Raw genomic sequence first — 17,935 nt, 5'->3', positions numbered from 1 at the left:
TCCACGCCGAACGGGGGCGTGGACCGGAGCGCCTCAGAGGGTCAGCCGGTAGAGGGTCAGCGGACGGCCGCTGGTGCCCGAGGCGAGGTTGCCGGTCCGCTCGGCCAGGCCGGCCAGCTCCAGCCGGTGCAGCATGCGCCGCGCGGTGCGTTGCTGCACCCGCAACTGGTCGGCCACCTCGCGGCTGGTCAGCGGTTCGTCGCCGACCGACGTGCGCACCTCCCGCAGCCGCAGCAGGGTGGGCACCGACAGGCCGACCCGCTGGGCGATGACCGCCAGGTTCACCTCCGACGGCGCCGGGGGCGGCGTGGTCGACTCGAGCACGATGTCGGTCTCGCCGCGCAGCGACAGCACCGCCGTGGTCGGTCCGACCCGGCGGGCCCGGCTCAGCGCGCGGCGGGCCAGGTTCTCCGCCTCCGCGGCGCTGCGCCCCAGGCCGAAGCCGATCTGCACGGTCTCGTGCCGGTCGGCCAGGCGGCGCAGCATCGGCAGCGCGGTGAACCCGCCGGTGGCGTCGTGCAGCGGGCCGCGGGTGGTGACGATGAGGTACGTGTCGGGCGCGAACCGGGCGAGCGTGCCGCCGAGCCCGGCCACCTCCTTGAGCAGCCCGTCGTCGCCGTCGGAGAGGTTCGCCAGCCCGAGCGCGATCTGCGCGTCCTCCTGGGCCTGGCTGCCGACCTGGAGCAGCAGCTGGCGCAGCGCGGTGCGCACCGAGTGGTTCGACGGGGCGAGGCGGAACGCCGGCATCTCGTGCCGCAGCACCTCGTACACCGAGCTGATGCAGGTGACCGCGACGTCCGCGCCGGCCTTGTGCTGCCGGCGGTGGAACGCGACCACGTCGTCGGAGCGCAACCCGCTGCGGTACGGCAGCGAGCGGACCCGGTCCACCGGCAGCCCCGCCTCACCGAAGGTGGTGGCGACGTCGGCGCCGGTGACGGTGTCGATCGACATCCGGGTGACGTCGTGCCCGGCCCGCAACAGCCGTACGGCGGCCTGGAGCAGGGTGGCGCCGGTGTAGTCGACGAAGACCGCCGGGCGGTTCAGGGAGTTCGCCTCCCGGGCGAGGGTGTACGGCACCACGCCGGTGAACAGCCACGCCTCCACCTGGCCCGCGTGCGCCTCCACGATCGCCGGAGCCTGCGACTCGTGGTCGTAGTGCAGCCGACGGGCGGTGACGCCGGGCTGCTCCTCGCAGGCGGCAGCCACGTCGTCGACCAGGTCGTGCGGACCGATGACCCCGATCTCGATGGTCACCGCTGCCTCCTGTCGGGGGTTGCATTGTTCGCAGCACAAGATTACGGTCAGGCCCGGTATTACTGAAGCCCGGGAGGGTCACGTGTTTCCCAGCATGGCCGACGCCAGCGGCCGAACGATCGGCGCCGAGGAACTGGCCGCGGTCAGCCGGGTGCTCCAGTCCGGCATGCTCAGCTCGGTCTGGGGCACGGAGGTCCGCGCCCTGGAGCGCGAGATGGCCGACCGCCATGGAGTGTCGCACGCGGTGGCCGCCAGTTCGGGGACGGCGGCCCTGCACCTGGCCGTCGCGGCCGTCGCGCCGGATCCCGGCGACGAGATCATCACCTCTCCGATCAGTGACTTCGGCACGGTCGCGCCCATTCTGGCGCAGAACGCGGTGCCGGTGTTCGCCGACGTCGATCCGTACACCGGCAATCTGGACCCGGCGGCGGTCGCCGCCGCGGTCGGGCCGCGGACCCGGGCGATCCTCGCGGTGCACCTGTTCGGCGCCGCCGTCGACCTGCGCGCGGTGGCCGACGCCGCCGGCGTGCCGCTGATCGAGGACTGCGCCCAGGCCTGGCTCACCCGCTACCCGGACGGCACCCTCGCCGGCACGGCCGGCGCGATCGGCTGCTTCAGCCTCCAGCAGTGGAAGCACATCACCTGCGGCGACGGCGGCCTGACCATCACCGACGACCCGGTGCTGGCCCGCCGGATGCGGCTCTTCGCCGACAAGGGCTGGCCGCGCGACGAGGCCCGCCGGCACGTCAGCCTCGGACTCAACTACCGGATGACCGAGCTCGCCGGCGCCGTCGCCCGGGCCCAACTGGCGAAGCTGCCCGGGGTGCTCGCCGACCGGCGGCGCACCGCCCGACGGCTGGTCGACGAGCTGGCCGGCCTGCCCGGCGTGCACCTGCCGGCGGACGTCGACGCGCACGCCTGGTGGCTGTTCCCGATCGTGCTGGACCCGCCGCTGACCAACCACGAGGTGGCCGGGAAGCTCGCCGCGGCCGGCATCCCCGCCCGCGCCGGCTACCTTCAGCAGCCGCTGCACTGCGCGCCGGCGCTGACCGAGGCGCCCGTCTACGGCAGCTCCCGCTTCCCGCTCACCGTGCCGCCCGCCGACCGGCCGCCGACCTACGGACCCGGCGCCTGCCCGGTCGCCGAGCGGTTGATCGAACAGACCCTGCTGGTGATCGACTGGAACGAGCGGTACACCGACGCGCACGTCGACGAGATCGCCCGGGCCGTCCGCGCCGCGGTGGCCGGATGATCGCGCCGCCCGCCGCCGCGCTGCGCGACCGGCTCCGCTGGGGGCTCGTCGCCGCCGCCGCCACGCCGGTGGACCCGGCCGGAGCCGTCGACGAGGACGTGCTCGGTCGCTACCTGCGCGGGCTGGTCGCCGACGGCGCGGACGCGCTGGCGGTGCTCGCGCACACCGGGCGCGGCCCCTACCTCGACGAGGCCACCCGTGATCTGGTCGTCCGGCATGCCGTCGAGAGCGGGGTGCCGGTGATCGTCGGCGTCGGCGGTCGGCCGGGGGAGCGCACCGACGAGGTGGCCGCGCAGGCGCGACGCGCCACCGCCCTCGGCGCGGACGGCCTGCTCGTCTTCCCGGTCGACGACGACCCGGTCGGCCACCACGACGCGCTCTGGCGCGCGGCCGGCCTGCCGCTGCTCGCCTTCGACCTCTACCTGCGGCCGTACCCGGCCCCGGCGCTGGCCGCGCTGCTGGCACACCCCGGCGTCGCCGGGGTGAAGGTGGCCCGGCTGCACGACGCCATCGCCTGCCAGGCCGCGCTGGCGGCCGCGCACCGGGCCGACCGGCTGGCGGTCACCGGCGAGGACCGGATGTTCGGGCCGTCGCTGATGTGGGGCGCCGAGGCGGCCCTGGTCGGCCTGGCCGCCGCCGCGGTCCCGGTCACCGCCCGGGCACTGCGGGCCTACGCCGACAAGCGGTACGACGAGTTCCTCGCCGCCTCCGCCGACCTCGATCGGCTGGCCGAGGTCACCTTCACCGCACCGATGGAAGGGTACGTGCAACGCATGCTCTGGATCGCCACCGCGGAAGGGCGGATCCCGGCGGGCCACGCCGTCGACCCGCACGCCCCGGCGCTGCCCGACGGCGACCGGGACCGGGTGCTGCGAGTGGCGGGCTGCCGGTGACCGACAACCCGTTCGTGGCCGGCGACCTGCCGCCGGTCACCCTCGACATCGACGTGCTCGTCGGCCGGTACGCCGACCGGCCCGGACCCACCGGCGAACCGGCGGCGGTCGCCGCGACGCTGGCCGCCAACGACGTCGAGCGGGCGGCCGTGGCCAGCCTGCGGGCGGCCCTGTTCGACGTGCGCAGCGGCAACGACGAGGTGGCCGCCCTTGCCGGCCCCGGCGTGCTGCCGGTCGGCGGGCTGGACCTGCGCGACCCGCTCGGGGCCGAGCGGGAGGTCGTCCGGCTCGCCGAGCACGGCTTCCGGGCCGTTCGGCTGTTCCCCGACGAACAGCGCGTCGAGCCGGACTTCCCGTCCGTACGGCACCTCGCCCGGCGGGCCACCGAGGCCGGCCTGGTCATCCTGACCGGGGGCGACGTGCGCCGGTTCTGGCGGCCGCTGCGCGGCGCCACCGTGGTCTTCCTCGACACGCACTTCTACCACCTGGGCGACTTCGTGGTGGTGGCCCGCGACGAGCCGGGCTTCCACACCTCCACCCGGCTGCTCAACTCGCCGGACGCGCTGGAGACCGTCGCCGCGCACGTCGGGGTCGAGCGGCTGCTCTACGGCTCCCGTACGCCGTTCTACGAGCCCGTCGTGCCGCGGCTGCGGCTGGCCCGCGGCGGGCTCGGCCCGACCGCGGTCGCGGCGGTGACGGGCGGCAACGCCCGCCGGATCCTGGGCCTGACCAAATGATTATCGACGTGCACGCCCACTGGGGGCCGTGGTTCTTCAGCATGGAGGTCGGCGCGGTCGCCACCAACCTCGCGGTGATGGACCGGTACGGCATCGACCTGGCCGTCGTCTCCGCCACCGAGGCGGTGATCTACGACGTCGCCGCCGGCAACCGGGCGATGGCCCGGGTGCTGGAGAGCAGCGACCGGTTGCTCGGCTACCTGACCGTCAACCCGCGCCGGCTGGACGACGCCGAGCGGGACCTGCGCGAGCTGCTGCCCAGCGGCCGGTTCGTCGGCGTGAAGATCCACACCGACTACACCGGCTCGCCGGCGAACTCGCCGCAGACCCGGGCGGCGCTGGAACTGGCCACCGCGCACGACCTGCCCGCCCTCGTGCACACCTGGGACACCAGCCCGCTCGACCTGGCCCAGGCGGTCGCGGACGTCCCCGGGGCGCGGGCCATCGCCGGACACATGGGCGCCAACGGCTGGCGGCACGCCGTCGAGGCCGCCAACTCGGTCGACCGGCTCTGGCTGGAGCCGTGCTTCTCGCACACCGAGGCGGGTCGCTTCGCCGCGGTGGCGGCGGCGGTCAACCCGCGGCGGCTGCTGTTCGGCACCGACGCCACCCTGATCGACCCGGCCGCCGCGTACGGGGCGGTGCTCGCCGCCGACCTGTCGCCCGAGCTGGCCGAGCGGGTGGCCTGGCGCAACGCCGCCGAGCTGTTCCGCCTCGACGTGCACTGACCTCGTCCACGGTTGCGGCCGGGCGGGCAGCGGTGGGGTCGCCGAGGATCCCCGGGGCGGCAGCCGGGGCCGGAGCCGTGTTCAGCGCGCGGCCGCGGCGCCGGTGGCCGGCGCGGGGGCGCGCTGGATGCGCCGTAGGGCGAGCAGGCCGCCGAAGCCGGGGATGAGGGCGAGCCGGCGGGCGGCCGGGGTGGCGGCTCCGGTCAGCCAGGTGCAGGCGATGACGGCGAGGTAGGCGGCGCCGTGCACCGGACCGCCCAGGGCGGTGATCGCCTCGGCGTGCACGGTGGCCAGGTTGGCCAGCAGGACCACCAGGGAGACCGCCTCGGCCGCGGCCACGATCCGCAGGGTACGCACGCCGGTCACACTCCCGTCGTGGAGCCGGGGCGGACGATCATCAGGACGACCACGATCGCCCAGAGCAGATTGAACATGCCGGTGGTCATCGCCAGCCGGCGCGCCGCCGTCCGCGCCCCCGCGCCGCCGCTCGTACCGTCGGGTGTGGACAGCAGGCGCCGCTGGCCGGGGAGGATGGCCAGTGCCAGCAGGGCGGCGGCGACAGCGGTCAGCGCGATCGAGGTGACGAGCCAGGCGTCGGTCAGGACGCCGAGTTGCGCGCCGGTGGCGAGCCCGAAGACGGGGACCACCACACCGACGACCGCGTAGGCGCGGCAGGTGCGGTGCAGGAACGCGGCGATCTGGGACGCGCGGCCGCCCGGTTCGCGGCCGTCGCCACCGGCGTAGCGCGGGAAGAGCGAGGCGGCCACGGCGATCGGTCCGATCGCCAGGATCGCCGCCAGGACGTGCACCGACAGCAGTAGCTTGGTCACCGGTTCCCCTTAGGTTGGTGGCCTACATATTGGCTACCAATAGATAGCACACCTACAGGAGGAGAGGTAGGCTGCCTACCGATGAAGGACGACGCCGTGCGCGGGCACCTGGACGCGCTGCTGCTGGCCGCGCTGGAGCGGGGGCCGCTGCACGGCTACGCGATCATCGCGGCCGTCCGGGACCGCAGCGGTGGAGCCCTGGAACTGCGTACGGGCACGATGTATCCGGCCCTGCAACGGCTGGAACGGCTCGGGTTGCTGCGCAGCGACTGGCAGTCCGTCGGTGAGCGCCGCCGTCGCTGCTACGAGCTGACCGACGCCGGGCGGCGGGCCCTGGTCGACAAGCGCACCGCCTGGCGCGAACTCACCTCCGCGATCGGTGCCGTCCTGGACCCGACGCCGGCGCCGAGGCCGGCCACGTGACGGCCCTCGACCGCGCCGGGCCCGACCCGATCGAGGACCATCTCGCGGCCCTGGCAGCCACCCTGCACGGCCCGGCACGGGTCAAGGCCCGGATGTTGACCGAGGCGCGCGACGGCCTCACCGATGCCGCGACGGCGTTCGCCCGTGGTGCGACCGTCGACAACCACGCCGCCCGGGCCGCGGTGCGCGACTTCGGCAGCGTCGACGAGGTCGCGCCCGCCTTCCAGCAGGAACTCACCGTCGCCCAGGCCCGCCACACCGCCCGTGCCGTCGTCCTCGCCGTCCCCTTCCTGCTGGCCTGTTGGCACCTGGTGACGATCGTCGGCGGCGGCCAGGGCCGGCACGTGCCCCAGCTCGCCCAGACCCTGGCCGCCCACCTGGGAGGCGTGGCCGCCGCGGCAGCCCTGCTGGCCGGGGCCTCGCTGGCGCTCACCGGGGCCCTGGCCCGCCGGCTGCCCACCCCGCACCGGCTGCCGCTGCTGGTCGCCTGGGCCGGCACCACCGCCACTGCGGCGCTCGCGATCAGCGCCCTCACCCTCGCCGTCGCGGCGGCGCTGGCCGGGAACTGGCCGCTCGGCGCGCTCATCGCCGTGCTCGCCGTCGCCGTGCACGCCCGGATCGCGGCCTCGGCCCGCGCCTGCCGGCAGTGCGCCCGTACCCCGCTCGTCGCCGGCGGCGAGGGCTGAGGTCACCGGCGGCCCCGGCACCTGACGCGCCGACGGCCGGGCCGGGCGATCACGTCCGGATCGGCAGGTGACGCGGTGGATCAGCAGCCGGAGCGTCCCGACCCACGGGTCCGCTCACGGCACCGGCTGTGGCGGGGGCGGGCCCACGTAGCGCGAGTCCGGCCGGATGATCTTCGAGTCCGCTGCCTGTTCCAGCACGTTCGCGCACCATCCGATGACCCGGCTGGTGGCGAAGGTCGGGGTGAACATCTCCCGGGGCAGCCCGCACAGGTGCATGACCACCCCCGCGTAGTACTCCACGTTGGTGTGCAGCTCGCGGCCCGGCTTCAGCTCCGCCAGCAACGACAGCACCCGCTCCTCCACGGCCACCGCGAGGTCCACCAGCTCACCGCCGAGGGACTGGGCGATACCCTTGAGCATCCGGGACCGTGGGTCCTCGGTCCGGTAGATCGGGTGCCCGAACCCCATGATCCGCTCGCCGTTCAGGATCCGGGAACGCAGCCACGCGTTGGCCCGGTCGATCGAGCCGATGGCGTCGAGGGTGTCGAGGGCCCGGCTGGGAGCGCCGCCGTGCAGCGGGCCGGACAGCGCCCCCAGGGCCCCGCCGACGCAGGCGTGGATGTCGGCGCCGGTGGAGGCGATGACGCGGGCGGTGAACGTCGAGGCGTTGAACCCGTGGTCGACGGTCGCGATCAGGTAGCGCTCGATCGCCCGGGCGTGGACCTCGGACGGCTCCTCGCCCGTGATCATGTACAGGTAGTTCGCCGCGTGCGACAGGTCGTCCCGCGGCGCGATCGGCTCCAGTCCCGCGCGCAGCCGGTACAGCGCGGCCAGCAGGCTGGGCGTCAGGGCGCAGAGCGCCATCGCCTGGGACCGCCGTTCGGCGGGCGGGGTGTCGTAGAGCGGGCGGGCTCCGCCGGCGAGGCCGGCGACGGCCAGCGCGGCGCGCAGCCCGCCCATCGGGTCCTGCGACGCCGAGGCGGCGGCGATGCCGGGCAGGGCGGCGGCGACCGCGGGTGGGATGTGGCGCAGCGGCGCGATCTCCCCGTGCAGCGCCTTGGGCTCGGCGGGGAGGGAACCGTCGATGAGCAGCGCCCAGACGTCCTCCAGCGTGCGGCGCTCGGCCAGGTCGATGGCCGAGTACTGGCGGTAGTGGTAGAAGCCCTCGTGGCCGCGGACGTGGCCGATGGTGGTGTCGGTGACCACGACGCCGGCGAGCCCGCGCGGAACGGTGATGGTGTCAGCCATGCCCGGCAGCCTCGCGCCGCCGAGCGCGGCCAGTCAACATTGATCCAGTCAATGTGAGAGCATGGCCACATGCCCGGAGAACCCCTGCTGACCACCGCCGAGGTGGCCCACCGCCTGCGGATCAAGCCGGAGACGGTCTACGCGTACGTCAGTCGGGGATTGCTTGACCGGGTCAAGGTTCAGGGCGAGCGGGTCAGTCGGTTCCGGCTGGCCGACGTGGAGCGGCTGGCCGCCCGTACGCAGGCGACCCGGCCGGAACGCGACGCCGCCCCGGCGATGCGGACCGCCACCACGCTGATCGCGTACGGGCGGCTGCACTACCGAGGGCTGGACGCCGCGACGCTGGCGCCGGTCACCTCGTTCGAGGAAGTCGCGCAGTGGCTCTGGACGGGCGAACGGCGGCCCGCCGCCTTCACCGCACCCGCGGAGACCCTGGAGCGGGCGCGGCGGGCGAGCGAGCACCTGCCCGCGCAGGCCCGGGTCTTCGACCGGCTGCCGGTGATCGTCGCCGTCGCCGCCGCGATGGACCCGCTCCGCTTCGATCTGGCGCCGGCCACCGTCACCGCGCTCGCGCCCGCACTGCTGTCCACCATGGTCGACGCCCTGCCTCCGGCCGGTGAGGCGCCACCGGACGACAGCCTGGCGGCCCGGCTGTGGTGCCGGTTGACCGGCGCGCCGGCGCACCCGGACGGCGTCCGCGCGCTCAACGCCGCACTCGTCCTGCTCGCCGACCACGACCTGGCCGCCTCGACCATCGCGGTGCGGGTCGCGGCGTCGACCCGGGCGAACCCCTACGCGGCGGTGCTCGCGGGTCTCGGCGCGCTGGACGGGCCGATGCACGGCGCGATCGGCAGCACCGTCCACCGGTTCATCGAGGCCGCGCTGCGGGACGGGACGGCGGCCGCGGTCGCCGAGTGGCTGCGGACCGGCGGCCTGCCCGGCTTCGGGCACTCGCGTTACCCCGACGGCGACCCGCGCGGGGCGGCGCTGCTCGACCTGGTCGCGGACCTGTCGGTCGACGGCGCCCTCCGGCACACTGTCGACGACCTGGTCGCGACGGCGGCGCGGCGGGACGCCCGGCCCAACGTCGACTTCGCGCTCGCCGCGTTGGCGCACGCCACCGGCATGGGACCGGGCGCGGCAGAGGTGGTCTTCGCAGTGGCCCGGACGGCGGGCTGGATCGCACACGTCATCGAGGAGTACGCCCAGCCGGCCAACCGGTTCCGGTGGAACAGCGGCTACACCGGGCCGCCGCCCGCCGCCGGGTGAGCCCGACCGGCGGGCGGCGGCCCGACCGGGTCCGGACCGCGGCCCGGGCCCGGCGGAGCCGGGCTACTTCTTCGGCAGCGGGAAGCGGGCCAGGTCCATGCCGAGCATGCCCCAGGTCGCCTTGCCGTCCGGGGTGAAGTGGAACGCCGGGTTGTTGTACCAGCCACGTGGCACGTTGTCGTAGAGCGTGGTCACCTCGCCGCCCGGCACGGTCGGCAGCTCGCAGATGTCGTTGGTCCAGTGCACCCAGGAGAACACCCGGCCGTCGACCCCGTTGAACTGGCCGTACCCGCCGAGGTCACCCTCCATCACGATGGTGCGGGTGGTCAGGTCGTAGGCGAACCAGGCCCCGCGCGGGCGGCGGCCCATCGCGTAGAGCAGGTTGCCGACCACGTGCAAGCTCTCGTACGACTGCCAGTCCGGCTTGATCTCCTCGCGCCACAGCAGCTTGCGGGTGACGATGTCGACGGCCGCCACCTGCGCCGTCCTGCGGATCGGCCCGCTGGTGCCCTCGCCGTACGTGTCGCCGACGAGGTACGCCGTGGTGCCCTGCACCACCACGTCCATCACGCTCTGCTCGGGCAGGAACTCCCGGTGCGAGTCGAAGCTGTTGTCGGACAGGTCGACGAAGGTCAGCGCGCCGGTGTGCTTGGTGGTCTGCGGGCTGGACGCGACGATCAGCTGGTTGCGCGGTCGGTCGACGTGGATCCGCTTGGTGCGCAGCTGCTCGTTGCCGAGCAGCCCCAGCACGGTGACGGCGAAGCTGTCCGGGTCGATCACCACGATCTGGGTGCTCGGGTAGAGGCCGGCGTACACCGTGCCCGCCTTCCCCTCGGCCATCGCCTTGACCTCGCCGTTGACGTCGAACCGCTGGCTGGTGCCGGCCTCCGGGCGGTGCACGGTCATCGCGTAGTGGCCACCGACCCAGACGGTGTTGCGGGTGTGCCGCAGCATCGACTGGATGGTCTCCGGGTAGCCGAAGCCGCGGGTGGCGGTCCGCCACACGGTGGCCGCGCCGTTCGGCGTCGCCCGCCACACGTGCCCGAGGCCGCTCACGCCGAGCAGGGCGCCGCCGGGCAGCGGGGCGAGGAGCTGGTTCTCCACGTCGGCGAGCGGCTTGCCGACCCGGACCAGGCCGTCCGCGGTCACCTCGTACAGGTTGGTGGTGAGCCGGGTCAGCGCGTACACCTTGCCGTCGCCGCCGACGGTCAGCTGGTCGATGTAGCGGTCCTCGGCCGGGATGTCCCGGGAGACTCGGCCGGAGCCGTCGCGGCGGAACGAGATCAGCTGCCGGCCGCTGGCCACGTAGATGACCCCGTCGTTGACCACCAGGTCGAGGATGCCGACCGGCGAGGCGCTGAGGTGCGCGGTCAGGTCGGTCGGGGCGCCGCCGGCCTTCGGCCACACCAGCAGGGTGCCGGGCGCGGCCGAGCCGCCGTAGACGTACTCGTCGTCGACCGCCACGGCCGCCGCGTACTTCGAGGTCGAGATGCGTCCGTACGTCTCGACCGTCGCGTCGGCCAGCCGCACCCGCTTGACCGTGCAGTCGGGGTACGTGCCGAGGTAGAGGTGCTCGCCGTGCACCACCATGTCGTAGTACCAGGTGGTGCTGCCACCGGCTCGCGCCCAGGCCACCAGCTCCCTGGTCTGCGGGTCGAACCGGTGGACGTACGCGCTGCCGGCCGGGCCGATGTAGACGTACCGGCCGTCGGCGGCCAGCTTCTGCCCGCCGTTGCTCGGGATGGCCAGGTCGTCGATGCTGCGCATCTCGCCGGTGTTGACGTCGAACTCGCCCAGCCGCATCTTCCCCTCGGGGGTGTTGAACCGGGAGGTGATGAAGACGCTGTCGCCGATGACGGCGGCGCCGCGGACGGCGGCGGTCAACGACGCCGGCCCGAAACTGGTCGGGGTGAGCGGCTCGTCGTCCTGCGCGAAGGCCGGCGTGGCGAGCGATCCGTGGCCCACGGCCAGGGCAGCGCCGGTGAGGCAGCTACCGGCCAGGAGTGATCGACGGCTGAGGGGCATCGTTGTCTCCGTTCGTCCACGTCATTACGGGCCGGACCTTAATGATGGTCGAAGTGGACCGTCAAGGGTCGGTCCCGGCCCGCCGGTGCCTGCGACGACCCGATCGGGTGGCGACCGCCGGCACCGACAGTTGCCAGCGGGCTGGCTGCCGTATTACGGTCCAGCCCCAATGCGGAAACTCGGAGGGGTCATGCGGCACCCTGACACGGCGCGGCCGGCGACGACATGATCGTCACGGTCACCCTGAACCCGGCGCTCGACATCACCCACACCGTCGCGTCGCTGGTGCCGCACCGCAGCCACCGGGTCACCGACGTCGCCGCCCAAGCCGGCGGCAAGGGCGTCAACGTCGCCCGCGTCCTGCACACGCTGGGGCTGCCCGCCGTCGCCGTGGCGTTCCGCGGCGGCCTCACCGGCGCCGCCGTCGCCGCCGACCTCGACCGGCACGGCATCGCCCACCGGCTGGTCGACACCGCGGGGGAGAGCCGACGCACCTTCACCGTCGTCGACCTCGGCAGCGGCGACGCCACCGTCTTCAACGAGGCCGGTCCGGCGGTGTCCGGCGCGGAGTGGCAGGCGCTCCGCGCGCAGGTGCACCGACTGCTCGCCGACGCTTCCGTGCTCGTCCTCTCCGGCAGCCTGCCGCCGGGGCTGCCCGACACCGCGTACGCCCAGCTGACCGACGCCGCCAGGCGGGCCGGCGTGCCGGTGATCCTGGACGCGGCCGGAGCGGCGCTGCGCGCCGGCGTCACGGCGGGCCCGGACGTGGTCAAGCCGAACGCCACCGAACTGGCGGAGGCCACCGGCCTGCCCGACCCGCTCGCCGCCGCCGAGGCGCTCCGCACGGCGGGGGCGCGGGCGGTGGTGGCGTCGCTGGGACCGGCGGGCCTGCTCGCCGCCACCCCCGACGGCACCTTCCGCGCCGAACCGCCGGAGCCCCTGGCCGGCAACCCGACCGGGGCCGGCGACTCGGTCGTCGCCGCGATCGCGGCCGGCCTCCACACCGGAACCCCGTGGCCGCGGCGGCTGGCGGACGCGGTGGCGCTCTCCGCCGCCACGGTGCGGGCACCCCGCGCGGGCCAGTTCGACGCCGACACCTACCGCCGGCTCGCCCCCCGGCCGGCGGTGACCCGCACGCCGACGCCCCACACCACCTGAGCACCCGGAGTCCGCCATGCCCCTGTCCGCCACCGCCGACCTCGTCGCGCGGGCCGCCCGCGCCGGCCACGCGGCCGCCGCCTTCAACGTCATCACCCTCGAACACGCCGAGGCCGTGGTGAACGCGGCGGAGCGGGTCGGCGCCCCGGCCATCCTCCAGATCAGCGAGAACGCTGTGAAGTACCACGGCGGCCGGGTGCTGCCGATCGCCCGGGCGGCCGCGGAGGTGGCCCGGTCCGCCGCCGTCGCCGTCGCGCTGCACCTGGACCACGTGTGCGACGAAGGACTGTTGCGCCAGGCCGCCCACGCCGGAGTGAGTTCGGTGATGTACGACGCGGCCGGGCTGCCCTACGCGGCCAACGTCGAGGCGACCCGGCGGGCCGCCGACTGGGCCCACGACCGGGGGCTCTGGATCGAGGCCGAGCTGGGCTGGATCGGCGGCAAGGACGGCGAGGCGCCGCTGGACGCCCATGCGCCCGGCGCCCGTACCGACCCCGACCAGGCGGCGGCGTACGTGGCGGCGACCCGGGTGGACGCGCTGGCCGTGGCGGTCGGCAGCCGGCACGCCATGACCACCCGCACGGCCACCCTCGACCACGCGCTGATCGCCAAGCTCCGGGACGCGGTCGACGTGCCGCTGGTGCTGCACGGCTCGTCTGGCGTCTCCGACGCCGAACTCGTCCAGGCGGCGGCCGGCGGCATCGTGAAGATCAACATCGGTACCGCGCTGAACGTCGCGTTCACCGCGGCGGTCCGGGCCCGCCTCGCCGACGATCCCCGCGGCGCCGACCCGCGGGCGTACCTGTCGCTCGGCCGGACCGCGATGGCGCAGACCGTCGAACACTTCCTCCGGCTGCTCGCCGCCCCCACCACCGGCTGAACCGGCGACCGGGCCGCCGCACCCGACGGTTCAGCCGCGGGAGCGCGGCAGGCAGCACTTCTTGTACTTGCTGCCGGAGCCGCACCAGCAGGCGTCGTTGCGCTCCGGCGGCCAGCCGATCCGCGCCGTCGGGCGGGCCGCCAGCTCGCGCGCGTAACCGGCCCGGATCTCCGGGTCCGCCGGGTCGCCGTCGTGTCGGCCGGCGTGGCCGACCAGCCCGTCCACCGATCCGCTGAGCACGTGCAGCCCGGTGCGGCCGGCGCCGGCCAGCCGGACCAACTGCTTCTCCAGGCGGGCCCGGTGCGCGTCCCAGTCCGGCCCGTACGCCTCGGTCAGCGCCGCCTGTTCGGCGAGCAGCCGGTCGAACTCGGCCCGGGGCCAGAAGAGCAGGTCGGGCTCGGCCGCCTGCCGCTCCTGGGCCCGGCGGACCAGCCGGGCCTCCAGCCGGTCGGCGAGGTCGTCGTTGCGGTCGTGCGGCAGGTTGAGGTCGCGGCGTACCCGGTGCCGCTGTTGCAGCAGGAAGAACAGGACGCCGGGCGCCTCCGGCGGGCCCACCTCCAGCGCCGCCTCGGCGGCGGCAGCGGTCGAGGCGGCCGGTTCGGCGGCGCCGGCGCGCTCGCCGAGCAGAGTGTCGACCGCCGCGCTCAGCCACTCCTCGGCCACCGCGGTGCGGCCGCCGGCGTCCAACGCCGCGCTGACGTACGCGGGGGCGTCGGGCTGCTCGGTCAGCAGCGGACGCAGCGCGGTGAGCTCCGCCATCGCCTCGTCCTCGCGGCCGCCGGCGCGGAACAGGATCCGGGCCCGCAGCGCCCGGGCGATCCCGGCCCGCGGGTCGTCCCCGGACGGGTACGTGGCCACCGCCCGGTCCGCGTACCGGAGTGCGGCGTCCAGCCGCGCCCGGATCTCGGCGATCTCGGCGGCCAGGGTCAACGCGTCCCCGGCATCCGCCGGCTCCGCCAGCCGGCCCTGCTCCACGGCCTCGGCCAGCTCGGCGGCGACGCCGAGCGGATTGGCCGTCCCGAGCGCCGAGCGGCGCAGTTCGGCGAGGTCGGCGCTGGTGATCACGTCTGTCGTTTGCACGATCTCACGGTACGTCGGTGATCCCCCTGAGCACTCCCGGATCACCTGTTACGCCGATCTCACGCCACCGGGCCGCCGTCCGACGGGAGCAACCGGCTAGTCCAGCGTGCCGGCGATCCGCACCGCCTCGGCCTGGGTGACCTCGCCCTCCAGCCGGTAGGTCACGCCGGCCTCCTCCCAGACCAGCGTCGAGGCGGCGAGCCGGGCGGTCTCCACCCGGACCGTGCCGGTGCGGTCCACGTACGCCACGGCGTGCGGTCCGCCCACCCAGACCGCGAAGTCCCCGTCTAGCTGGATCAGCTCGGTGCCCGGCCCGCTGGCCTGCTTGTGGAAGACCGGGTCGAGCCGGCCGTCGAAGGCGTCGAGGCGCAGCGCGCCCCCGCGGTAGAGCAGGGTGGCGACCCGGTGCCCGCCGGTGCCGTCCGGGTCGGCGACCAGCACCTGCTCGGGCGGGCCGAGCGCGGTCGGCACGCGGATCGCGAAGCGCACCGCCCGCTGCGCCTCGGCCAGGGAGGCGGGCCGCTGCGACGGCATCGGCGACGGGGTGCCGGTGGGCAGGGCCGGCCCGGACGACGTGTCGACGGTGATCCCGGCGAAGCGCAGCAGCCCGACCACGGCGTCGGCGACGGCGGCCCGCCCGGGCGGCAGCAGGGCGACGAGAACCGCGACGAGCACCACCGCGAGGTGGTAACGCCAGCGGCGCCAGCGGCTGCGCCGGGGCGCGGGCGCGCCGAGCCGGGCGCGAACCCGGGCGGTGACGTCGGGCGGCTCGGGCGTCCGCAGCGAGGTGGACAGTGCCCGCAGCTCCCGTTCGAGGTCATCCACCGCGGACCTCCGCAGTGTCGAGCAGGGCGCGGAGCTTCACCAGTGCCCGGGAGGTGCGCGACTTGACAGTGCCCCGCGGCCAGCCCAGCATGGTCACGGTCTCCTCTTCGTTCAGATCCAGGAAGAACCGGCAGACGATCACCTCGCGGTCCTTCTCCGGCAGCCGACGCAGCGCGTCGACCAGCGCGGCGCGGCGTTCCGCGGCCAGCACGGCGCCGACCGCCGCATCCTCGGCGACCTCCGGCTCCCGGTTCGCCGCGGCCCGCAGCACCAGCCCGTCCCGCCGCCCCCGCGACCGGTGCAGGTTACGGGTCTCGTTCGCCACGATGGCCAGCAGCCAGGAGCGGAAGGACGACTCCCCGCGGTAGCGGGAGAGCTTGCGGTAGCCCTTCACGAACGCCTCCTGGATGACGTCCTCCGCGTCCGAGCCCGCGCCGAGCAGCACCGCCGTCCGGTGCGCGGACGCGGTGTGCCGGGCGACCAGGAACTCGTACGCCTCCAGGTCACCGGCTCGAGCGCGGGTGACGAACTCTTCGTCGTCCAGGGGAACCTCCGGGTGACTGACCTCATGACACCGCGTACGCCGTCCCGGTTCCACCCGCCGAGCGGAACCTCGGCGTACCACCGACCGGGCGGAACCCCGGCGGACGCGGCGGTGTCACCCAGACATGATGGCCACGACGACGCTCTCGCGGCGTACCCTGCTGACCGCGCTCGCCGGCACCGGCGCCGTCGCGCTGGTCGGCTGCGATCCCACCGGCGGCCCGGCCTCGGCACCCACCGCCGCGATTCCCGACCCGCTGCTCGTCGAACTCGCCGGCGGTCTCGGTGTGCTGCGCGGCGCCGAGCGGCGGACGCTCCCGCACGCCGTCGCCACCGCGGACGGGCGGACGGTCTACGCGGCCGCTCCCCAGGGCGCCGACACCGCCTTCTGGCGGGCGGACACCGTCACCGGCAGCACGTCGCCCCGGGTCGTCCTGCCGGGACGGTGGGTGCCGCAGGCCGTCGCCGCCCACGGTACGGCGGTGGCCCTCACCTCGGAGCTCGTGCGCGTCACCGCCGGGCGTCCGGCCGGGCGGGACGTCACGCCGGTGCTGATCGCCGACGCCGGCGGGGTCCGCCAGCGGCTCGACCTGCGTGGCAACGTCGTGCCCGAGGCGTTCACCGGCGACCTCACCGGCCTGTTCGTCCTCGAATGGCTGCCGGCGGCGGCGCCGGACCGCTACCGGGTCCGGGTTGTCGACCTCGCCACCGGCACGCCCGGCCCACTCTCCACCCGGGCCAAGGCGCCGGTCCCACCGGGCACCGAGGAGGAGATGCGCGGCGACGGACGCCAGGCCGTGCTCGCCCCGGACCGCCGGACGCTCTACACGCTCTACACCCACCAGCCCGGCCACCGGCACACCCGCGACCTGGTCAGCGGGCGGCCGGGCAACGCGCACGCGTTCGTCCACACGCTGAACCTGGTCGAGCGGTGGGCGTACTGCGTCGACCTGCCGCACCCGTTCGGGGAGGGGCCGGCGAGCGGTCACGGCATGGCGATCACGCCGGACGGACGGCGAATCTACGTGACCGACGTCGCCTCGGGCGGCGTCGCGGAGATCTCCACCGAGGAGCTGACGGTACGCCGGACGGCCACCCTGGCCACGGCCACCGGCGCGGCCCACGTCGCCGCGGACGACAACCGCCTGTTCATCGGCGCCGGCACGACCGTACGCACGGTGGACCTCGCCGGCCTCGGCGAGGCCGCGCGGTGGCCGGTCCGCGAGCCGGTCGCCGGCCTCGTGCTGAGCCCCGGCGGCAATCGCCTCCACGTGGGCCAGACCCGGGCCGTGAGCTGGTACGACCCCGCCACCGGCCGGGAACTCGGCCGCGTCGCCGTGCCCGGCCTGGTGGCGCTGCACAGCCTGGCCGGAGTCGGCTGACGATCCCGCTACCGGGCGTGCGCGAGGTAGACGACGTCCGGCTCGCCACGCGGCACGTCGACCCGATGGGTGTCCACCGGGCCGACGTGCTCGGCCAGCCGCCGCGCGTACCCGGGGGAGGGCGCGGCGCTCCAGACCGCCAGCACCCCGCCGGGGCGCAGCCGGGACCGGAGCAGGGCGGCACCGTCGACGCCGTAGAGGTCGGCGTTGCCGTCGAAGACCGTCCAGTCCGGACCGTTGTCGACGTCCAGGCAGATCGCGTCGAAGCGCTGGTCGGTCCCGCGCAGCCAGGACACGATGTCGGCGGTCACCACCCGTACCCGGGGGTCGTCCAGGGCGTGTTCGCTGAACCGGGACAGGTGGCTGCGGTGCCACGCGACCAGCGCCGGCTCGATCTCCACCACGGTGATCTCCGCGACCCGTTCCGAGCGGGCCGCCTCCGCCAGTGAGAAGCCCACCCCGAGCCCGCCGATGAGCAGCCGCGGGTTCCCGGGTACCGCCGCCAGCGCCGCCTGGATCAGCAGCCGCTCGGACCGCCCGGCGCGGGTGTCCATCAGGAACACCCCGTTGCTGATCACCTCGTAGTGCCCCGCGTCGGCCCGCAGGACCAGTTCGCCGCGTTCGGTGACCCGGCGTTCGACGATGACGGCCGCGCTCTCCACCCCGCCAACCTATGTCAGGGCGCCCCCGCCGGTCCGCCGCTTTTCCGCGTACCGGCCGCC

At 75.1% G+C, this 17,935-nt stretch carries 19 protein-coding genes; 10 read left to right on the top strand and 9 right to left on the bottom strand.

The genetic code is table 11. The features are described 5' to 3' along the window. Nucleotides 1–33 precede the first annotated feature (33 nt). Complete coding sequence (locus FHX32_RS28820) at nt 34–1,254, bottom strand: response regulator (protein WP_167190169.1); 1,221 nt, start codon at nt 1,252–1,254, stop codon at nt 34–36. Between the two features lie 82 nt (nt 1,255–1,336). On the opposite strand from FHX32_RS28820, the gene FHX32_RS28815 reads away from it, so the two are divergent. Genes FHX32_RS28815 through FHX32_RS28800 form a run of 4 tightly spaced genes read left to right on the top strand, consistent with a single transcriptional unit; the run spans nt 1,337 to nt 4,864 of the window. Then, nucleotides 1,337–2,506: a DegT/DnrJ/EryC1/StrS aminotransferase family protein gene (locus FHX32_RS28815; RefSeq protein ID WP_208419458.1), complete on the top strand. Its 1,170-nt coding sequence runs from the start codon at nt 1,337–1,339 to the stop codon at nt 2,504–2,506. Continuing rightward, nucleotides 2,503–3,399, top strand: a complete 897-nt coding sequence (locus FHX32_RS28810; protein WP_167190165.1) for a dihydrodipicolinate synthase family protein — start codon at nt 2,503–2,505, stop codon at nt 3,397–3,399. The genes FHX32_RS28815 and FHX32_RS28810 overlap by 4 nt, the downstream gene beginning before the upstream one ends. Continuing rightward, nucleotides 3,396–4,136 (top strand): amidohydrolase family protein, encoded by a 741-nt coding sequence (locus tag FHX32_RS28805; protein WP_208419457.1) that lies wholly within the window; start codon nt 3,396–3,398, stop codon nt 4,134–4,136. The genes FHX32_RS28810 and FHX32_RS28805 overlap by 4 nt, the downstream gene beginning before the upstream one ends. Before the next feature lie 8 nt (nt 4,137–4,144). Then, nucleotides 4,145–4,864, top strand: coding sequence for an amidohydrolase family protein (locus FHX32_RS28800; protein ID WP_208419456.1), 720 nt, complete (start codon nt 4,145–4,147; stop codon nt 4,862–4,864). An 81-nt stretch (nt 4,865–4,945) separates the two neighbouring features. Here FHX32_RS28800 and FHX32_RS28795 read toward each other — a convergent pair whose 3' ends face one another. Both FHX32_RS28795 and FHX32_RS28790 read right to left on the bottom strand, forming a co-directional pair. After that, nucleotides 4,946–5,230, bottom strand: a complete 285-nt coding sequence (locus FHX32_RS28795; protein WP_486481387.1) for a DUF3817 domain-containing protein — start codon at nt 5,228–5,230, stop codon at nt 4,946–4,948. Next, on the bottom strand, nt 5,227–5,694 hold the full coding sequence (locus FHX32_RS28790) for a hypothetical protein (protein ID WP_167190159.1): 468 nt from the start codon (nt 5,692–5,694) through the stop codon (nt 5,227–5,229). Before FHX32_RS28790 ends, FHX32_RS28795 begins: the two co-directional genes overlap by 4 nt. Before the next feature lie 81 nt (nt 5,695–5,775). Here FHX32_RS28790 and FHX32_RS28785 point away from each other — a divergent pair, with 81 nt between their 5' ends. Both FHX32_RS28785 and FHX32_RS28780 read left to right on the top strand, forming a co-directional pair. Then, nucleotides 5,776–6,117, top strand: a complete 342-nt coding sequence (locus FHX32_RS28785) for a helix-turn-helix transcriptional regulator (RefSeq protein WP_167190156.1) — start codon at nt 5,776–5,778, stop codon at nt 6,115–6,117. Continuing rightward, nucleotides 6,114–6,803 (top strand): permease prefix domain 1-containing protein, encoded by a 690-nt coding sequence (locus FHX32_RS28780; RefSeq protein WP_167190153.1) that lies wholly within the window; start codon nt 6,114–6,116, stop codon nt 6,801–6,803. Before FHX32_RS28785 ends, FHX32_RS28780 begins: the two co-directional genes overlap by 4 nt. 114 nt (nt 6,804–6,917) lie before the next feature. Here the strand turns inward: FHX32_RS28780 and FHX32_RS28775 are convergent, their stop codons facing one another. Beyond that, entirely contained in the window at nt 6,918–8,051 is a 1,134-nt protein-coding gene (locus tag FHX32_RS28775) for a citrate synthase (RefSeq protein ID WP_167190150.1), read from the bottom strand. A gap of 69 nt (nt 8,052–8,120) precedes the next feature. On the opposite strand from FHX32_RS28775, the gene FHX32_RS28770 reads away from it, so the two are divergent. Further along, a complete protein-coding gene (locus FHX32_RS28770; RefSeq protein WP_167190146.1) occupies nt 8,121–9,320 on the top strand; it encodes a citrate synthase in 1,200 nt (399 codons plus the stop codon). A gap of 63 nt (nt 9,321–9,383) precedes the next feature. Here FHX32_RS28770 and FHX32_RS28765 read toward each other — a convergent pair whose 3' ends face one another. Next, nucleotides 9,384–11,345, bottom strand: a complete 1,962-nt coding sequence (locus tag FHX32_RS28765; RefSeq protein ID WP_167190143.1) for a hypothetical protein — start codon at nt 11,343–11,345, stop codon at nt 9,384–9,386. A 225-nt stretch (nt 11,346–11,570) separates the two neighbouring features. Between FHX32_RS28765 and FHX32_RS28760 the strand changes: the two genes are divergently transcribed. Then, complete coding sequence (locus FHX32_RS28760; RefSeq protein WP_167190140.1) at nt 11,571–12,503, top strand: 1-phosphofructokinase; 933 nt, start codon at nt 11,571–11,573, stop codon at nt 12,501–12,503. A 16-nt stretch (nt 12,504–12,519) separates the two neighbouring features. Next, nucleotides 12,520–13,383, top strand: a complete 864-nt coding sequence (locus tag FHX32_RS28755) for a class II fructose-bisphosphate aldolase (RefSeq protein WP_167190137.1) — start codon at nt 12,520–12,522, stop codon at nt 13,381–13,383. A 30-nt stretch (nt 13,384–13,413) separates the two neighbouring features. On the opposite strand, the gene FHX32_RS28750 is transcribed toward FHX32_RS28755, so the two are convergent. The 3 genes from FHX32_RS28750 to FHX32_RS28740 form a co-directional block, all read right to left on the bottom strand. Then, nucleotides 13,414–14,463 carry an SEC-C metal-binding domain-containing protein gene (locus tag FHX32_RS28750; protein ID WP_486481386.1) on the bottom strand — a complete coding sequence of 350 codons (1,050 nt, stop codon included), beginning with the start codon at nt 14,461–14,463 and terminating at the stop codon, nt 13,414–13,416. Nucleotides 14,464–14,559: 96 nt separating this feature from the next. Beyond that, nucleotides 14,560–15,288: a hypothetical protein gene (locus FHX32_RS28745; RefSeq protein WP_167190134.1), complete on the bottom strand. Its 729-nt coding sequence runs from the start codon at nt 15,286–15,288 to the stop codon at nt 14,560–14,562. Further along, the gene (locus FHX32_RS28740) at nt 15,281–15,886 is read right to left on the bottom strand and encodes an RNA polymerase sigma factor (RefSeq protein ID WP_167190131.1); all 606 of its coding nucleotides are present in this window, start codon (nt 15,884–15,886) and stop codon (nt 15,281–15,283) included. The genes FHX32_RS28745 and FHX32_RS28740 overlap by 8 nt, the downstream gene beginning before the upstream one ends. Before the next feature lie 73 nt (nt 15,887–15,959). On the opposite strand from FHX32_RS28740, the gene FHX32_RS28735 reads away from it, so the two are divergent. After that, nucleotides 15,960–17,213, top strand: coding sequence for a hypothetical protein (locus FHX32_RS28735; protein WP_167190128.1), 1,254 nt, complete (start codon nt 15,960–15,962; stop codon nt 17,211–17,213). A gap of 8 nt (nt 17,214–17,221) precedes the next feature. On the opposite strand, the gene FHX32_RS28730 is transcribed toward FHX32_RS28735, so the two are convergent. Next, complete coding sequence (locus FHX32_RS28730; protein ID WP_167190126.1) at nt 17,222–17,875, bottom strand: spermine/spermidine synthase domain-containing protein; 654 nt, start codon at nt 17,873–17,875, stop codon at nt 17,222–17,224. Between the last annotated feature and the right edge of the window lie 60 nt (nt 17,876–17,935).

It is taken from the genome of Micromonospora sp. CNZ280, from assembly GCF_011759515.1.
This window is presented reverse-complemented; position numbering and strand designations above follow the sequence as displayed.